At 63.9% G+C, this 16,836-nt stretch carries 20 protein-coding genes; 12 read left to right on the top strand and 8 right to left on the bottom strand.

The features are described 5' to 3' along the window. Positions 1-38 precede the first annotated feature (38 nt). On the top strand, positions 39-1,013 hold the full coding sequence (gene trxB, locus AC0L2P_RS00825) for a thioredoxin-disulfide reductase (RefSeq protein ID WP_473499263.1): 975 nt from the start codon (positions 39-41) through the stop codon (positions 1,011-1,013). 97 nt (positions 1,014-1,110) lie between these two features. Further along, the gene (locus AC0L2P_RS00820) at positions 1,111-2,007 is read left to right on the top strand and encodes a LysR family transcriptional regulator (RefSeq protein ID WP_473499261.1); all 897 of its coding nucleotides are present in this window, start codon (positions 1,111-1,113) and stop codon (positions 2,005-2,007) included. 1 nt (position 2,008) lies between these two features. Here the strand turns inward: AC0L2P_RS00820 and AC0L2P_RS00815 are convergent, their stop codons facing one another. Beyond that, a complete protein-coding gene (locus tag AC0L2P_RS00815) occupies positions 2,009-2,653 on the bottom strand; it encodes a TetR/AcrR family transcriptional regulator (protein WP_473499259.1) in 645 nt (214 codons plus the stop codon). Between the two features lie 47 nt (positions 2,654-2,700). Here AC0L2P_RS00815 and AC0L2P_RS00810 point away from each other — a divergent pair, with 47 nt between their 5' ends. Next, positions 2,701-3,459: an SDR family oxidoreductase gene (locus tag AC0L2P_RS00810; RefSeq protein WP_473499257.1), complete on the top strand. Its 759-nt coding sequence runs from the start codon at positions 2,701-2,703 to the stop codon at positions 3,457-3,459. 19 nt (positions 3,460-3,478) lie between these two features. On the opposite strand, the gene AC0L2P_RS00805 is transcribed toward AC0L2P_RS00810, so the two are convergent. From AC0L2P_RS00805 to AC0L2P_RS00795, 3 genes are all read right to left on the bottom strand, one after another. After that, a complete protein-coding gene (locus AC0L2P_RS00805; RefSeq protein ID WP_473499255.1) occupies positions 3,479-3,976 on the bottom strand; it encodes a methyltransferase family protein in 498 nt (165 codons plus the stop codon). A gap of 794 nt (positions 3,977-4,770) precedes the next feature. Next, the gene (locus AC0L2P_RS00800; RefSeq protein WP_473499253.1) at positions 4,771-6,822 is read right to left on the bottom strand and encodes an elongation factor G; all 2,052 of its coding nucleotides are present in this window, start codon (positions 6,820-6,822) and stop codon (positions 4,771-4,773) included. A gap of 148 nt (positions 6,823-6,970) precedes the next feature. Further along, positions 6,971-7,837 carry an alpha/beta fold hydrolase gene (locus tag AC0L2P_RS00795; RefSeq protein ID WP_473499251.1) on the bottom strand — a complete coding sequence of 289 codons (867 nt, stop codon included), beginning with the start codon at positions 7,835-7,837 and terminating at the stop codon, positions 6,971-6,973. 146 nt (positions 7,838-7,983) lie between these two features. On the opposite strand from AC0L2P_RS00795, the gene AC0L2P_RS00790 reads away from it, so the two are divergent. After that, positions 7,984-8,580: a methyltransferase family protein gene (locus tag AC0L2P_RS00790; protein WP_473499249.1), complete on the top strand. Its 597-nt coding sequence runs from the start codon at positions 7,984-7,986 to the stop codon at positions 8,578-8,580. A gap of 40 nt (positions 8,581-8,620) precedes the next feature. Continuing rightward, entirely contained in the window at positions 8,621-9,016 is a 396-nt protein-coding gene (locus tag AC0L2P_RS00785) for a (R)-mandelonitrile lyase (protein WP_473499247.1), read from the top strand. Between the two features lie 6 nt (positions 9,017-9,022). Here AC0L2P_RS00785 and AC0L2P_RS00780 read toward each other — a convergent pair whose 3' ends face one another. After that, positions 9,023-10,225, bottom strand: a complete 1,203-nt coding sequence (locus tag AC0L2P_RS00780) for a pyridoxal phosphate-dependent aminotransferase (protein WP_473499638.1) — start codon at positions 10,223-10,225, stop codon at positions 9,023-9,025. Positions 10,226-10,457: 232 nt separating this feature from the next. Here AC0L2P_RS00780 and AC0L2P_RS00775 point away from each other — a divergent pair, with 232 nt between their 5' ends. The 4 genes from AC0L2P_RS00775 to AC0L2P_RS00760 all read left to right on the top strand — a co-directional run bounded on the left by AC0L2P_RS00775 (position 10,458) and on the right by AC0L2P_RS00760 (position 13,272). After that, positions 10,458-11,351 (top strand): EAL domain-containing protein, encoded by an 894-nt coding sequence (locus AC0L2P_RS00775; protein ID WP_473499245.1) that lies wholly within the window; start codon positions 10,458-10,460, stop codon positions 11,349-11,351. Then, positions 11,348-12,202: an EAL domain-containing protein gene (locus AC0L2P_RS00770; protein WP_473499243.1), complete on the top strand. Its 855-nt coding sequence runs from the start codon at positions 11,348-11,350 to the stop codon at positions 12,200-12,202. The genes AC0L2P_RS00775 and AC0L2P_RS00770 overlap by 4 nt, the downstream gene beginning before the upstream one ends. 261 nt (positions 12,203-12,463) lie before the next feature. Further along, the gene (locus AC0L2P_RS00765) at positions 12,464-13,072 is read left to right on the top strand and encodes a glutathione S-transferase family protein (protein WP_473499241.1); all 609 of its coding nucleotides are present in this window, start codon (positions 12,464-12,466) and stop codon (positions 13,070-13,072) included. Then, complete coding sequence (locus AC0L2P_RS00760; RefSeq protein WP_473499652.1) at positions 13,060-13,272, top strand: hypothetical protein; 213 nt, start codon at positions 13,060-13,062, stop codon at positions 13,270-13,272. The genes AC0L2P_RS00765 and AC0L2P_RS00760 overlap by 13 nt, the downstream gene beginning before the upstream one ends. A gap of 73 nt (positions 13,273-13,345) precedes the next feature. Here AC0L2P_RS00760 and AC0L2P_RS00755 read toward each other — a convergent pair whose 3' ends face one another. Then, a complete protein-coding gene (locus AC0L2P_RS00755) occupies positions 13,346-13,504 on the bottom strand; it encodes a hypothetical protein (protein WP_473499239.1) in 159 nt (52 codons plus the stop codon). 272 nt (positions 13,505-13,776) lie between these two features. Next, complete coding sequence (locus AC0L2P_RS00750) at positions 13,777-13,989, bottom strand: cold-shock protein (RefSeq protein ID WP_023678332.1); 213 nt, start codon at positions 13,987-13,989, stop codon at positions 13,777-13,779. Positions 13,990-14,288: 299 nt separating this feature from the next. Here AC0L2P_RS00750 and AC0L2P_RS00745 point away from each other — a divergent pair, with 299 nt between their 5' ends. Beyond that, positions 14,289-14,615 carry a hypothetical protein gene (locus AC0L2P_RS00745; RefSeq protein WP_473499237.1) on the top strand — a complete coding sequence of 109 codons (327 nt, stop codon included), beginning with the start codon at positions 14,289-14,291 and terminating at the stop codon, positions 14,613-14,615. Between the two features lie 50 nt (positions 14,616-14,665). On the opposite strand, the gene AC0L2P_RS00740 is transcribed toward AC0L2P_RS00745, so the two are convergent. Continuing rightward, positions 14,666-15,235: a methylated-DNA--[protein]-cysteine S-methyltransferase gene (locus AC0L2P_RS00740; RefSeq protein WP_473499235.1), complete on the bottom strand. Its 570-nt coding sequence runs from the start codon at positions 15,233-15,235 to the stop codon at positions 14,666-14,668. Between the two features lie 207 nt (positions 15,236-15,442). Between AC0L2P_RS00740 and AC0L2P_RS00735 the strand changes: the two genes are divergently transcribed. Next, entirely contained in the window at positions 15,443-16,219 is a 777-nt protein-coding gene (locus AC0L2P_RS00735; RefSeq protein ID WP_473499233.1) for a transglycosylase SLT domain-containing protein, read from the top strand. Further along, entirely contained in the window at positions 16,212-16,700 is a 489-nt protein-coding gene (locus AC0L2P_RS00730; RefSeq protein WP_473499231.1) for a GNAT family N-acetyltransferase, read from the top strand. Before AC0L2P_RS00735 ends, AC0L2P_RS00730 begins: the two co-directional genes overlap by 8 nt. The last annotated feature ends 136 nt before the right edge of the window (positions 16,701-16,836 follow it).

Here is a 16,836-nt window from a genome sequence, read left to right as displayed (position 1 = left end):
TGCCACAATCCATGGCTGCTCCCCGCAGAGGCTTTTTCATGATCACCAAGCACGCGCCTGTTCTCATCATCGGCTCCGGCCCCGCCGGCTATACGGCGGCGATCTATGCCGCCCGCGCCATGCTCAAACCGATGCTGGTCGCCGGCCTGCAGCAGGGCGGGCAACTGATGATCACCACCGACGTCGAAAACTATCCGGGCTTCGCCGAACCGATCCAGGGTCCATGGCTGATGAGCGAAATGCTCAGGCAGGCCGAGCATGTCGGCACCGACATCGTCAACGACATCATCACCGAGGTCGACCTCAACGTGCGGCCGTTCCGCGCCAAGGGCGATTCCGGCACGATCTATACCGCCGACGCGCTGATTATCGCTACCGGTGCGCAGGCGAAGTGGCTGGGCATCCCGAGCGAACAGACCTTCATGGGGTTTGGCGTTTCGGCGTGCGCCACCTGCGACGGCTTCTTCTACCGCGGCAAGGATGTCGCGGTGATTGGCGGCGGCAATTCGGCGGTTGAGGAAGCGCTCTATCTCTCCAACCTGGCCAAGAGCGTCACCGTCATCCACAGGCGCAGCGATTTCCGCGCCGAGCGCATCCTGCGCGAGCGGCTGCTGCAGAAGGACAATGTTCGCGTCATCTGGGACACCGTGGTCGACGAGATCACCGGCCGGCCCGGCAAGACGCCGCTGCCGCCTTCGGTCGAAGGGCTGAAGCTGCGCAACGTGGTGACCGGGCAGGAGATGCATCTGGTGGTCGACGGCGTGTTCGTGGCGATCGGCCACGCGCCGGCGGTCGAGCTGTTTGCCGGCAAGCTGAAGCAGAAGCCGAACGGCTATCTGTGGACGGCGCCGGATTCGACCCGCACCGACATGCCGGGCGTGTTCGCCGCCGGCGACGTGACCGACGACATCTACCGCCAGGCGGTGACGGCGGCCGGGCTCGGCTGCATGGCCGCGCTCGAGGCGGAAAAATATCTGGCGGGGATCGAGGTCCACCGCGAAGCGGCGGAGTGATTGTTCGACAAGCGGCTGAGAAGAGCCGCGCAAAAGCCTGATTTTTCATTCAGACGCCACAACAGGCGGACGCCAGAAAACAGGACGAGGGGAAATCATGGCGTTGGATTGGGACAAGCTACGCGTGTTTCACGCCGCAGCGGAAGCGGGGTCGTTCACCCATGCCGCGGAAACACTGCATTTGTCGCAATCGGCGATCTCGCGGCAGGTCAGCGCGCTCGAGCATGATGTCGGCGTCCCGCTGTTCAACCGCCACGCTCGCGGCCTGGTGCTGACCGAGCAGGGCGAGATGCTTTTCCGCACGGCGCACGACGTGCTGATGAAGCTCGAAACCATCAAGTCGCGACTGACCGAAACCAAGGACCGGCCCTCCGGCGTGCTCAGGGTGACGACCACGGTCGGCCTCGGCGCCGGCTGGCTGACCGAGCGCGTGCAGGAGTTCATCGAGCTCTATCCCGATGTCAGCCTGCAGCTCATCCTGGCCAATGAGGAACTCGACCTCACTATGCGCCAGGCCGATTGCGCCATCCGGCTGCGTCAGCCGCAGCAGCCCGACCTCATCCAGCGCCGCCTGTTCACCGTGCACTTCCATCTCTACGCGGCGCCCTCCTATGTGAACAAATACGGTAAGCCGAATTCGATCGCCGAGCTGAAGACCCATCGCATCGTCACCTTCGGCGTGCCGGTGCCGGCGCATCTGTCGGAACTGAACTGGCTGGAGACGGTCGGCGATTTCGAAGGCGGGCAAAGGGTGCCGACGCTGCAGATCAACGACATCCTGTCGATCAAGCGGGCGGTGCAGGGCGGCGCCGGCATCGCCATGCTGCCCGATTACGTGGTCAGCAAGGATTCCGGGCTGGTGCAATTGCTGCCCGAAACCGAGGTGCCGTCCTTCGACACCTATTTCGCCTATCCCGACGCGATGAAGAACCAGGCGAAGCTGCATGTCTTCCGCGATTTCATCATCGCCAAGGCGCGCAGCTGGTCGTTCTGATTTAGGAACGCGTATCCGCCGGAGAGCTGGCGCCGTAGCGCAAACCGTCGACGAGCAGAGCAACCATGCGCCGCGCCTGGGCAGGGCCGCCGCCATGTGCCGGCATGGCAAGGCTGGCGGCCGCCCCCAGCAGGTCGCCCGGCTCGATATCGGCGCGTACCTCGCCGGCCGCGGCCGCCGCTTCAAGCAATGTTTGAAGCGCGGGCCGGAGCCGTTGGTTGAAATAAGCAGGCAAAGTATCGAAGGCCGGATTGCCTGAGTACAAGGCTGCCGCGAGGCCGCGTTTTGCCGTGATGAAATCCACGTAGCGCTGCATCCACAGGGCCAGCGCTTCACCGGGCTCGTGCTTTCCGGCCAGGATCGGCGCGGCATCCGCACAGGCGTCAACCTCGTTGCGGAAGACGGCCACGATCAGGTCCGAGCGCTGTGGAAAATGGCGGTAGACAGTGCCGACGCCGACGCCGGCCTTTTCCGCGATCTCTCGCACCGGAGCCTCCACGCCGGAGGTCGCGAACACCGCCATGGCTGCCCGGAGCAACGCGTCGATGTTGCGCCGCGCGTCGGCGCGCACGTGGCGATCCGCGCGGTCGCGGGGTTCCAGACCGTCGCCTTGATCCGTTTTGCCGTTCGGCGTTTTTTCGCCCATCAAATTACCTCTTGCAAACGGAACCTTGTTCCGGATATATATGGAACGTGGTTCCGTTTGACTTGTATCTAGCCCTGGTCACCGGGGCCAACAAGGGCATCGGCCTTCAGATCGCCAAGGATCTCGCGGCGAACGGCCTCACCGTGCTCGTAGGATCGCGCAGGCTCGAGCATGCGGAGGCAGCCGCAGAGAGCATCGGAGGGGATGCCCACGCCCTGCAGCTCGACGTCACCGACCAGGCGTCGATCGCCGCCGCGGCAGAGCGCATCCGTATCGAACTCGGCCGCCTCGACGTGCTGGTGAACAATGCGGGCATCTCCCATGCGGGAAAGCCGGGCAGGCCGCTCGAGGAGATCATCAACTCGGGCCGCCCGAGTGTTGCCTCTCTCGACGACGTACGCGCGGTGTTCGAGACGAACGTGTTCGGCGTCGTCGCCGTCACGCAAGCGATGCTGCGGCTCCTTCGTGAGGCGCCGGCGGCACGTATCGTCAACGTATCGAGCGGCGCCGGCTCGCTGACATTGAACGCTGATCCGGCCTTTCCGTACCGCACTTCTTTTGGCGCCGTTTACAACCCGTCGAAAACGGCGGTCAACGCGATGACGCTCGCCTTCGCCATCGAGCTCGGGGAGACCGGCATCAAGGTCAACGCTGCGTGCCCGGGTTATACCGCGACGGAGCTGAACAACTTCGAAGGTCCGCGCACCGTCGAACAGGCCGCGCGGGAGCCCGTGCGCCTCGCACTTCTCGACGCGAACGGTCCGACGGGCACGTTCTCGAACGAGGACGGCCCGCTGCCGTGGTGACGTAGCCTTGGAGCCTGCTTTAGCCGCGCCAAGGTGTCAGGCGGGGCAGCCAGCCTGGTACGGCACGGCGGTAGGCTTCGTATTCGGCGCCGTAGCGGCGGGCAAGCGTCGGTTCCTCATATAGTTTGACGAAGGAGATCATGGCGGCCGCGGCGATGGCTAGATAGGCGGCGACCGTCCAGCTCGAAAACAGCAGTGCCTGGCCGAGGATGATCGACAGCACGGCGACGTACATCGGGTTGCGGACATGGCGGTAGATGCCGCCGACGACCAGCCTCTCGGTCGGCGCGACCGGGGCTGGCGTACCCAGGCCCTCCAGGGCAAAACGGGCAAAGGCGTGCAGCAGCACGGCTGTGCCGGAGACAACCAGCAGCCAGCCGACAGGAACGAAACCGGGCTGGCTCGACCAGGGCAGGCGATAGCGGTCGGTCAACAGCCAAGGCAGCAGTCCGGCGACCACGCCGGGCGCTGCAGCAAGGAAGATGATGCTGCCGGCGATCGCCGAAGCGGCCCGCATAGAGGTCTCCTTACCCCCTGGTCTTGTTGTTCATGTAACCCAAACCGCTGCACCCTCGGGTCAAGCTCAAGGGCCGGCTTTTGGGCGGCATGCACCAGCAAGGTCTGGCTGCCGAAAAAACAAACGCGTGCTGCACGATTCCACGTCATCCTGCGTTTTTCGGCTTTCCGAGCAGGAATCGCTGCTGATTCGCGGCTGCGGATCGATTTTTGCCTTGCCGCACGTCGTATTTCAGCGATTCAACTGGTCCTATTGCGCTCCGGGACGGATTAGACCACAGCCGGCGCCTTTTTGCATGTGAGTGTTGCAAAATAGATGCTTGTTTCTTGGGCATGAAGAGCACATATATAGATCATCTCTTGAGCGCGTTCTCCTCCCATTAGCGCTCTCGAGTGTTCCCCTCTGGAGGTTAGCCTTAACAGGCACTTCCAATCAAACTCAGCCGGGTCTTCATTGATCCGGCTTTTTTGTTGCCTGAAACCAACACATCGCCAGAAAATCGGCCGGAACTGGCGCGTAACAGTGACATGTAACCTCCGGTAACATGCGTGGGGACGCCAAATCGAGTAAGCAGAGCATAGGACGCGGTGTGGCTCGTCCGGGGGATGGGGGCATCACTCGGACGACCCGGGCTCAGGCAGCTACCGCGTCCGAACCTTCCTCCGCCGCCAGGCATCGGGCGGCAAGTATGCGGCGGACCTGCCGTTTCGCCTCCCACGAAGACGGTCCGCAACGAAACGGCGCCCGGATGATCCGGGCGCCGTTTCCTTGTGTTCTGGTTGCAAGCTGCCGCTTCAGGCAGCCTTGCCGTTGGCGTTCAGCGCCTCGTCGGCCAACCGGCCGGTGAGTTCGGCCATGTGGTCGAAGACGGCCCGGTAGCTGGCGACACCCGCCGTGGCCGAGCGCAGCTCGATGATGAGGTCGCCGATCTCGGCCTGCGGCATGGTCGCCTCGACCACGTCCCATCCCGGCCAATCGGGCCGCGCGTCATAGCCGAGGATCTGGCCGCGCCGCTGCGGGATCAGCGCGATGATCTTCGACGTCGCATCCGACGGCGTGACGATCTCGACTTTCATCACCGGCTCGAGCAGCACCGGCGAGCACGCGGCCATGCCTTCCTTCATCGCCAGCTTCGCCGCCATCTGGAAGGCCATGTCGGAGGAATCCACCGCATGGTAGGAGCCATCAGAGAGGTTGACGGCAACATCGACGACCGGGAAGCCGAGCGGGCCAGATTTCAGGTAATCGCGCACGCCGGTCTCGACCGACTGGATGTAGGTCTTCGGCACGACGCCGCCGGTGATCGTATCGGTGAACTGGAAGCCTGACCCGCGCGGCAGCGGTTTGATCTCGAGCACCACGTCGCCGAACTGGCCGTGGCCGCCCGACTGTTTCTTGTGGCGGCCGCGCTGCTGCGTCGCTTTTCGGATCGTCTCGCGGTAGGGCACGGCCGGCACATGGCCTTCGACCGGGATCTGGTTCTTGCCCTCCAGCCGCTCGCGCACGACGCGCAGATGCATCTCGCCATGGCCGGACAGCACGGTTTCGGCCGAATCCTGGTTGTGATGCAGGCTGAGCGAGGGATCTTCCTCGGCCAGGCGCTGGATGGCCGCCGACATCTTGACCTCGTCCTTGCGCTCCTTCGGCCGCAGCGCGAAGGCGAAGACCGGTTGCGGCGGCGCCAGCGTCACCAGCGGCTTGATGCCGCCCTTGGTCGAGCTCAGCGTCTGGCCGGTCCTGACGGCGTCCAGCTTGCCGAGCGCCACCGTGTCGCCGGCCTTGGCCGAAGTCAGCTTGACCTGGTCCTTGCCAAGCATCTTGTAGATGCCGGAGACCTTTGCCGTCTCGCCGGTGGGAAGGAACAGCTCGGCGGCGTCGGCGACCTGACCGGACAGGATGCGTGACACCGACAGCTTGCCGCCATGCGCGGTGTGGATGGTCTTCATCACCTGGACCACGGTGGCATTGCCGTCGGGCGCGCCGAGACGCTGGCGCGTCGCCTCGATGTCGGGTGCGTCGTGACGGATCGCCTTCAACAGGCGCAGCACGCCATTGCCCTTCTCGGCGGTGCCGATCAGCACCGGCGTCACCGTGCCGTCGCGCAGATCTGCGGCGAGGTCGTCGAAGATCGCGTCCTTCGGCGGTTCGATCTCGTCCAGCAATTGCTCCATCAGGCGGTCGTCATGGTCGGCGAGCGTCTCCAGCATGGAAAAGCGCGCCTCGAGCTCGCGCGCCTTGTCGTCGCTCGGGATATGGGCGACTTCGCTCTCGGCATATTCGCGATAGACGTAGGCACGCTCCAGAGCGAGGTCGATCGAGCCGATGACGACGCCGTCCTTGCGCAGCGGGATCTGGCGCAGCAGCAATGGCACCGAGCTTGCCGGCTGCAGCATCTTCAGCGTATCGCGCACGCCTGATATCGCCTTGTCGACCTTGTTGAGGAACAGCATGCGCGGCACGCCGAGATCGTCGAGCTTGCGCATGATCAGCTGCAGGGCAGGGATCTTCTTCTCGTCAGCCTCGGCGACGACCACGGCGACGTCGCAGGCGGCCAGCACCGGCTCGGCTTCGAAGGAGAATTCGATGGAGCCGGGACAATCGACGAAGGTGAACGGCTCGCCCATGAATTCGGTGGTGGCGAAGGTTGCCTCGACGCTCATGCCGTGAGCGCGCGCCTCGGGCGAATGATCGGAAACGGTATTTCCCGACGAAACGGGATTCTGGCGGGGGATGGCGCCTGTACGGGCGAGTATGGCTTCGAGAAGTGTCGTCTTACCGCTTGCGAAGGGACCGACTATGGCAATGCATTTCGGTCCCGTGCGTCGTCCTCCGGCGCGAGTACCCATGGCTGACCTCCACTCAGGCGCTTCCCTGTGAGCGGCGGCCGGCCTGTCGGCCGTCGCGGGCGAGGCTTTTTTCAATTTGCCACCTACCCAAAGGGCATCGTCCCACGGGCAGGCCGGGAGGGCAAGGGATTTGAAGTTGAAGTTCGGGTCAGACGGTGCCGGTTCGGCGTGACGTCAGCGGCGATGCGTTCACGCGCTGCACTGCCGCCGTCTCGGCAAAGCGCGCGAGCAATGGATTGAACAGGTCCGCACGTTCCCAGAAAGGCGCATGCCCGGCGCCGGGGATGATGTGGCAATGCTCCCACAGCGAGCCGTAGGCGAGCGTTTCAAAATAGCCGAGCCGGACGAAAGGATCGTTCTCGCCATTGACGATGGCCACCGGAAACGCGGCCTGCTCGACCACTTGTCTCTGGTCGGCGCCCTTGCCGGTGAGCATGCCGCGCGTCACCGCGGCGCGCAGCCGGCCGTCGGTGCGCAGGATGGTTTTGCGGAAGGATGGGTCGGCGGTGTCGCCGAAACACAGCGTCTCGAAGCGCTCGGCGTCGCGTTCGGAATACGTCTTTTTGGACGCCAGCAGCATGTCCCAATGCGCGTGGAAGCCGCGCAGCATGCCGAAAGGACCCTTCGATACCGGCGGCGCGCCGGTCAGCATCAGCCCGCCGACGGCGCGGTGAAAACTCGCGAGTTCGATTGCCACGTGCCCGCCAAGCGACCAGCCGAAGACGACGGCGCGGCCGATGCCCAACGCGTCGAGGAGCTGAGCCGCCGATTGGGCAAGGCCGGCGATGGTGTAGTCCGTCGCCGGATCGCGGGCGTCCGAGGATTCGCCGTGGCCGGGCAGGTCGAAAGCAATCAACCGATGAGCAGCGGCCAACGGGCTGTCGAACTGGCGGGCGAATACGGCGCGCGAACTGCCCGAGCCGTGGATCAGGACAAGCGGGATGCCGGGTCCCGACGACTGGCTGAGTCGCAAATCCGCTTGCGGCGTGCGGATCGTGCGGTGGGAAACAGCCATATCTGGTTGGACCTTGGGATTGTCTCCAGGTCAACATCGCATGCCGAGGTCACCATGTTGTTTAGAACGGTGGTTAAGAAATGATTTCTCGGTTTCCGCCGGGTATGATGAACGAATCCACCACAGCTAACCCCGGGACCCTGATGATGGAATCCACGCTCGACCTTCTCCTCTCGATCAGCAGCATCGCGACGCTCGGCCAATATGCCTGGTCGATGCGCGGGCATTTCCAGTCACCGAGCATGTCTCAAGGCGCCGTGATCATTTCGGCCGTCGTCGTCGGCACGGCGCTGTTCTTTCTGGCGCTGCTGTGGATCGAGCGGCAACCGGTTGCAGCGAAGATCATCGGGCTTGCCGTCGAACTGGCAAGCTCGGCGCTGTTCTGGTGGGCGATCTCGGTCTCGCGCAAGGCGCGGCTGCGTTTCGCGTTCGATCCGGACAATCCCGACAGCCTGGTGACCGAAGGCCCTTATCTCCATGTCCGTCATCCGTTCTACACGTCCTACATCATCTTCTGGATCGGGTGGGGCATCGCGACCTGGTCGGTGTGGGCGGTGGTGCCGGTCGCAGGTATCGTTACGATCTATGTGATCGCAGCCTTGGACGAAGAGCGAAAATTTTCGCGGACAAGGTTGGCCGGTGCCTATCAGGCCTATCGCGGACGTACCGGCCTGTTCTGGCCCCGCCTTGCCCGCAGCCGGCAGGACATGCAGCCGGCATCGGACGAAAATGGTAGGCTCTAGATGACAGGGCGGCCTGAACCAGACATAAGGATTTGCGACGATGAAGATCATTACCTGCGGCAGCGTGCCGACGATCCTTGCGCCGGAGACATATTTTACCGGCCGGGTTTTGCAGACACCGATCGTCGAGAAAGAGGCTCCGGCGCGGCTACGCGCCACGCTGGTCAGTTTCGAGCCCGGCGCCCGTACCTACTGGCACACGCATCCGCTCGGCCAGACGCTCTATGTCACGTCCGGTGCTGGTCTCGCGCAAAGCTGGGGCGGGCCAATACAGGAGATCAGGGCCGGCGACGTCATCTCCTTTGCGGCGGGCGAAAAGCACTGGCACGGCGCCGCGCCCAGATCGGCGATGACCCACATCGCCATGCAGGAGGCACTCGAGGGTGTGCCTGTCGATTGGCTGGAGAAGGTCAGCGACGAACAGTATGGCGGCTGAAACGCCTCAGACCAGCGCGGCGGTAAAGCGCTGGATGCGCGTGCAGGCCTCTTCGAGCAGAGCCTCGGACGTGGCGTAGGAGATTCGGAAGTTCGGGCCGAGGCCAAAGGCCGAGCCGAAAACAACCGCCACGCCCTCGGCCTCGAGCAGTTCCGAGCAGAAGGTTTCGTCGCTGTCGATCACGTTGCCGCTCTTGGTCTTCCTGCCGATCAGATCGGCACAGGAGGGATAGACGTAGAATGCACCTTCCGGCGACGGGCAGGTGATGCCGCGTGCCTGGTTGAGCATCGAGACGACGAGATCGCGCCGGCCCTGGAAGATCGCCTTGTTCTTCGGGATGAAATCCTGCGGGCCGTTCAGCGCTTCGACCGCCGCCCATTGGGCGATAGTGCAGGCGCCGGAGGTCTGCTGGCCCTGGATCATGTCCATCGCCTTGATCAGCGGTACCGGGCCGGCTGCATAGCCGATCCGCCAGCCGGTCATGGCATAGGCCTTCGAGACGCCGTTCATCGTCAGCGTGCGCTCATAGAGCTTGGGCTCGACCTCGGCGATGGTCTTGAAGACGAAATCGCCATAGGTCAGGTGCTCGTACATGTCGTCGGTCAGCACCCAGACATGAGGATGCTTCAACAGTACGTCGGCCAGGCTCTTGAGCTCCGCCTCGGTATAGGCGGCGCCCGAGGGGTTCGACGGCGAGTTCATCAACAGCCATTTGGTGCGCGGCGTGATCGCCTTTTCCAGAACGGCTGACGTAAGCTTGAAGCCGTTGTCGATGGACGTCTCGGCAAAGGCCGAGGTGCCGCCGCAGATCGCCACCATTTCGGGATAGCTCACCCAGTAGGGCCGCGGGATGATCACCTCGTCGCCGGGGTTCAGTGTTGCCATGAAGGCGTTGAACAGGATCTGCTTGCCACCGGTGCCCACGATGGTCTGCTCCGGCCGGTAGTCGAGATTGTTCTCGCGCTTAAACTTTTTCGCGATCGCCTCGCGCAGCGGCACGATGCCGGAGACCGGCGGATATTTCGTCTCGCCGCGGCGGATGGCCTCGATCGCGGCGTTCTTGATGTTGTCGGGGGTGTCGAAATCCGGCTCGCCCGCGCCCAGCCCGATCACGTCGCGGCCAGCGTTTTTCAGCTCGCGCGCCTTCTGCGTCACCGCGATGGTCGCGGAAGGCTTTACGCGGGAAAGGACGTCGGCAAGAAAGGCCATGAGAAATATCTCCAGAAAGGACCGGCGCGGCGAAGGCGCCGGCGCGGCGAAGGCGCCGCCGCGCCTCTCATGTCGCATCGTCTGGTCAAGCGCAAGCCCTGGCGCAAGCCTAGCGCAGGCATTGTCGAAGGAGCCAGCGCGCAATGCCGGCAACGATAAATTCATCAACCATCGGTAAAAGCTTGAACGGCAGGACCATAGCCGGTCCGCCAGTCTCGCATAGCGAGGAACCGTGACGCGCAGCATCGGGCTTGCCCATATCGTCCGCCATGATGACGGCACCGCCAGCGGTGTCTGGGGGGTCTATACGCTGCAAAGCGCGTTCCAGCCGATCTTCGCCTTCAACAAGGGCAAGCTTTCCGTCGTCGCCTTCGAGGGGCTGATCCGGCCGTTCCGCGAAGGCGAGCCGCAGCCGCCAATGACTTTCTTCAACAGCTGTCCGGCGGTCGACCGCCTGCATATCGAGGCGCTGACGCGGACGCTGCACCTTCTGAACGCCGGCGCCTGTCTGCCGCGAGACGCCTCCATCTTCATCAATTTCGATCCGTCGGTGTTCACCGACCGCAGCATCGCCGACAAGGCGCTGCACGACATGCGGCTGGTGCTGCACGAGGCCGACATCGATCCGCGCCGCGTCGTCTGCGAGGTGACCGAGCAGAAATCGGCGTCGCAGGAAACGCTCTACAATTTCGTCGAGGCGCTCAGGGGCAATGGTTTGCGCATTGCCGTCGACGACTACGGCGCCGACGAGTCCGACATCAATCGCATCAAGGAACTCAGGCCCGACATCGTCAAGTTCGATGCCGACTGGATCATGACGCTAATGGAATCCGGTGCCGGCTTTGCCTTGCTGACCGCCATGGTGACAAGCTTCGAAGAGCAAGGCATTCGTACGGTGTTCGAGGGCATCGAGACGGGCTGGCAGCTCGAGCTCGCCGAAAAGTCGGGCGCCTCGATGGTGCAGGGCTATGTGCTGGCGCGCCCCGAGCTTGCGCCGACCAGCTTTCACGTCTTCGACAAGAGCGGTCAGGCGGCCGTGGTATCGGCCGATACGGAGAAGGTGGCCACCGCCGTTTCGCCATCGAAGCGGCCGATGCGGGCCTTTGGCCGCAGGGTGATATCGTGACCGGACAAGCCGACATGCGGCGCAAGGTCGGTGAGGCGATCTTTGCCGACGAGGTCGGCATCGAATATGGCGTCTACGGCACATTCCGGCTGAGGAGCGCCTACCAGCCGGTCTTCGCGCCGCGCGGTAGGTTTCTCGCCGCCGTCGCGGTCGAGGGATTGATCGAGCCGCATCGTGCAGGCAGGCCGGTGGCGCCGCAAATCTTCTTCGAAAGCGTGCCGGCAGCGGATCGGCTGTTTGTCGAAACCATGTGCCGGGTGCTGCATTTGCGCAACTTCCGCAACATCGGCGTCGACGGGCTCGACCTGTTCTTCAACTACAATCCGCTGATCAACGATGACCCTACACGGGCGCTGGCCGAAATCAGGCTAATGACCAGGCATCTGGCGGATTTCGGCTTGCATCCCGGCATGCTGGTCTGCGAGATCACCGAGCAGGCGGCCGGCGACAAGGTGCTTGTCAGCCTGGCGCGCGAGATGCGGCGCGACGGCATCCGTATCGCCATCGACGATTTCGGTACCGGGCATTCTACCGAAGAAAGGGTCGCGCTCGTGCAGCCCGACATCGTCAAGATCGACGGCACCTGGTTCGCCGAATTCTGCCGCCATGCCGCCGCCGAGCGGTTTTTCCGGCCGCTGGTTTCGACGCTGCACGACCGTGGCGCCAAGGTGCTGGTCGAAGGCGTCGAGAACGCCACGCATCTGCGCGTCGCGCTGGATGGCGGCGTCGACCTGCTGCAGGGCTTTTACCTCGCCCGGCCGGCGCTGGCCGGCACGCTCTTCGACGAGGAGCCGCTGTCGATCGACAGGCTGCTTGGCAGGGATAGCAACGTCATCCCGTTGTTCGGCTAGGATATGTCGAGATACAAGTGATGCCGGCCTGCAAACGGCGGTTTCCTGCGCTTCCGGTGCTCACGTACCCAAAGTACGCTCCGCTCCGGTTCTCGGAACCCACCCTTCTCGGCTCGGCCTGACTTGAATCTCGACATATCCTGAAATGCATCAGCGGCGCTGATGGTTACGCCAAAACAAATCACTGGATGAAGTCGCCGCTGCCGCGATAGAGGCTGGATCAAGCCCTGAGACGGGTGGTTGCGAGCGAGGGGAGCGTCAATGAAACTCTATGGAATGATCGACAGCGGCAATTGCTACAAGCCGCGCCTGTTGATGGCCAAGCTCGGCATCGCTTTCACCAATGTCGAGGTCAGCTCGCACACCGGCGACACGCGCAAGCCCGACTATGTCGCCAAAAACCCGAACGCCATGGTGCCGCTGCTCGAACTCGACGACGGCCGCCGGCTGGCCGAATCCAATGCCATCCTGCTTTACCTCGCCGAAGGCACACGGTTCCTGCCGACCGACAGGTATGAACGCGCGCTGGCCTATCAGTGGCTGTTCTTCGAGCAATACAGCCATGAGCCTTACATCGCCGTGCGCAAGGCGCTGTTGACGTTCCCTGAAAGAGCCAGGGATGCGACGCCCGAGCGGCTGGCGCTGACGCTGGAGCGCGGCAACAAGGCGCTCGGCGTCATGGACAAGCACCTGGCCGGGAGCAGCTTCTTCGCCGGCAATGCGCTCAGCGTCGCCGACATCGCGCTCTATGCCTATACGCATACGGCCGAGATGGGCGGCTTTCAGCTCGACGCCTATCCGGCGGTCGCGGCCTGGCTGCAACGGGTCGAGGCCGACCCGGGGCATGTGCCGCTGGAGTGGCTGCCTTAGTCACGCTGGTCGCCGCTTCGCGGCTCGCTCCGGAGGTCGGGCTTGCGGCCTTCGGCTGGTGGCGTGAGTGGTCGTGCGGCTATTTCAGCAGGCGATCATATTCGGAATGGGTGCCTATCCAGAACCAGACCGGCTCGGAATTCAGTTTGGCGAAACGTCTGTTCGCCTTTGCTCTGATTAACGAGGGCAGTTTTGCGTAGGCCTCCCAAAACGAGGGAGTGGCAAAATGATTCACAGAGGCCGGGTCCGGCCGGCGCGATGATCAGCCAAGGCCTACTCGGCAAGCTTGTCCAGCCTGTCGGCCTTGACGTCGGCTTCGAACTGACGGTCCCACATGTTGGCCTGCAGCGCCTCGAACCATGCGGCAAACGCCCTCAGCTCTTCGGGGCTTAGTTCGGCAACGGATTTCTCAATCTGTTCAAGCTTGCTCATGAATTAATAGTACCACATTGGGCCAAAAACACCAAAGTGGGAGCATAGGCCCAAGGCGGCGGTTCACTGGAATCCAGACAGCAAAAAGGCGGGACAAAATCCCGCCTTCCCATGCTTGGTAGCCTGATCGGGAGCGTTTTGGCCGGGCCGGCAGCAATCTGCTGCTTCGGCTTGTCGGGGTCTGTCGCTCCGGCGCGCTTCTCGCGCGACTGTCAGTACATCCGTGACTTGCCGCGCGCCCCGGGCTATCGCCCGGCGCGCGCCGGGCAAAATCAGGCTGCCTTGCTCAGAGATCCAGCGGACGACTTGCCAGTGCGGCGGTCCTGCTCGATCTCGAAGTTGATCTTCTGGCCTTCGACCAGGGTCGACAGTCCAGCACGCTCGACTGCGGAGATGTGGACGAAAACGTCCGCGCCGCCGCTGTCAGGCTGAATGAAGCCGAAACCCTTGGTGGAATTAAACCACTTGACCGTACCTGTTGCCATTTCGATAGTCCTTTACGTTTGCTTTAGTTTGACTGGACCGAAACCCAGCCGGTTTGTATCGAGATTTTGGAGATAGAACGTCAGCAAACGCGAATATCGCGAGGCCCGGATCGATCGGCCGAAATATCAATGGACCGCATATAATATGCTTTCGTGCGAAAAACAAGACGGGGCGGAAAATGGCGCCGCGGTAACGCTGCCCAACCGCCGCCCAATCGCGTGAGAGCGTCGTCGTTGCGCGCCTGACGTGGGAGGATCGCGCCGGCTTGGGGCGCGATCGGGTTTTGGGGAGAGGGGCCATGAAAATCGTTCTGCTTGCCGCTTGCCTGACGCTGGTGGCCGCCGAGGCGCAGGCGGTCTCGCGTTACGATCCGACCCGCATGAGCTGCGGCAAGGTGCAGGCGACGATCGCGCGCGAGGGTGCGGTCATCCTGCGCTACCGATCGGCGCGCGTGCCGGGCCTGGGGCTCTACGACCGCTACGTGCAGAGCCAGCAATTCTGCGACATCGGCGAGGTCAGGGCGCGGGCCTCAGTGCCGAGCGCCGATACGAATTCCTGCACCGTCTACAAATGCAAGCGGGTGGAGATCGACCGCCGCTTCCGCCGGCGCCTGCTTCCGGATTAGGGGTTGAGACGACGTGCCGGGATGTCGGCCTCACCTCAACATCGATAACCCTAGAACCCGAATGACACCTGCGCGGGCGGCGGCGGGCCGACGCGCACGCCTTCCATGGCCAGCATCTTTTCCTTGGTGGCCGAGCCGCCGGGTGCGGAAAAGCCGCCGATCTTGCCGCCGGCGGCAAGGATGCGATGGCAAGGGATGACCAGCGGCACCGGGTTGGCGCCGAGTGCGGCGCCCGTCTCACGCGCCAGCCCGGCATGGCCGGCGCGTTTGGCCAGTTCGCCATAGGTGGTGGTTTCGCCGAAGGCGAGTTTTCGCGCCGCGTCATAGATCGCCAGGCGGAACTCGTCGACGCCGCTGAGATCGACCGGCACGGTGGAGAAATCGACGTCCTCGCCGGCGGCATAGGCCTTGATCGAGGCGATCAGCTCGGCAACCCATTGCGGCTCGGGCTTCGCTGCCTGGTCGGCGGCGGCATGGCGCAGCAGCCGGCGCTCCACCGCTTCGCGATTGCGCTGCGGCAGGCAGAGCCGGGTCAGCCCGGCATCACTCCAGGCGATGCCCATGAAGCCGAGCACGGTTTCGAAGACCGCGTGGCCGGCGGTGGCAAGAGAGGCGTCCATGGCGTGCTCCTTTCCGGAATCCTTCGAAGTACAAATCCAGAACAATATCGCATTTCCCGGCCCGGCTCGCCACCCGAAAACCACCGTCTACCGCGGATTGCAGGGGGAAAGATGCTGGTGTAAGGACTTCTTAACACCCGACGAACCGGACCCGAGCGCCGCTTGCCAGCAAAATTCCTCTTTCCCGTCCTAGCGGCGGTGTTGGCCGTGGCCGCTCTCAGCGGTTGCACCTCGACTTCGCCGGCGACCCCGGCGCCGGCCTTCACTGAAAATGCGGCCAATACCGATGCCGGCTTCACGCTGGCGCTGCCCGACACGGTTTCGGTGCTGCCGGAACCGTCCGGCCTCGCCCAGACGGCGACGCTGCCGGTCGAGCCGGCCGCCGCCTTTGCCGGGCCGACGCCGCTTGCGGCAACTACCCCCGCCGTCATGACCGCCAATGCCCAGCCAGCCATCGCAACGGCCGCTGTCGCCATGCCGGTCACCGAACAGACCGCAGCCATGCCCGGCGTCCAGCCGGTCGCTTACACGGTGCCGCAGAACCCGGCCGCTCTGGCCGCGACCGAACCCACCGAGGGCCAGTCGAATGCCGGCGGCCGCAGCGAGATCGAGCGGCTGATCGAGAAATATTCCGCGCTTTACCAGGTGCCGGTCGATCTGGTGCGCAGCGTCGTCAACCGCGAGAGCACCTTCAACCCGAAGGCCTATAATCGCGGCCATTGGGGGCTGATGCAGATCAAGCACGCGACGGCACGCGGCATGGGCTATGACGGGCCGGCAAGCGGCCTGTTCGACGCCGAGACCAATCTGAAATATGCGGTAAAATATCTGCGCGGCGCCTGGCTGGTCTCGGGCGGCAACCCCAAGCGCGCCGACCGGCTCTACCAGAGCGGCTATTATTACGACGCCAAACGCAGGGGGATGCTGGGCGAAACCGGCCTCGGCAGCGACAGCCTGCGCCGCCGCATGCAGCCCGATGCCTGAGCCGCGTCCGCCGGCGCCAAACGACATCCGCCTGCGCAAGATCCTCGACGACACGCTTCTCGCTGCGCGCTGGCCAGAAGGGTTTTTCATGCGCGGCTTCGAAGCCGCCGATGCGCTCGCTTTGCATGCGCTGTTAACCGCCGTGTTCGATGACGGCGCCGATGGGCCGTTCGACGAATGGTGGCCGCGCATTTCGGGCGACGCGGAATTCGACCCAGCTTTGTGTTTCCTGGTCATCGACGGCAAGGGCCGGTTGGCGGGTGCGGCGCTCTGCTGGACGCGGGCTTTCGTCAAGGATCTTGCCGTCCATCCCGAGGCGCGCGGCAAGGGCATAGCCGAAGCGCTGATGCGGCATGCGTTTGCGGTGTTTCATGCGAGGGGTGCTGCGCATGTCGATCTCAAGACCAATACGGTCGAGAATGCTGCTGCGGTGCGGCTTTATCAGCGGCTGGGGATGGTTGAGGTGGACTGGGCGGGGTGAGGGGTCGGGCAGGCGCCTCGGTAAGTGCGGCGATGTTCAGCAGAGGCTGCGACGCGCGAACGTAACGGCATGGATCCTAGGTCTCCGCGACGTCGCTTCGCTCCTGCTCCGCCCTAGGATGACGAAGGTACAGTGG

This window comes from Mesorhizobium sp. WSM4836, assembly GCF_055811815.1.
Note: the sequence above shows the minus strand (reverse complement) of the source record. Positions and strands in the feature narration are given on the sequence as shown.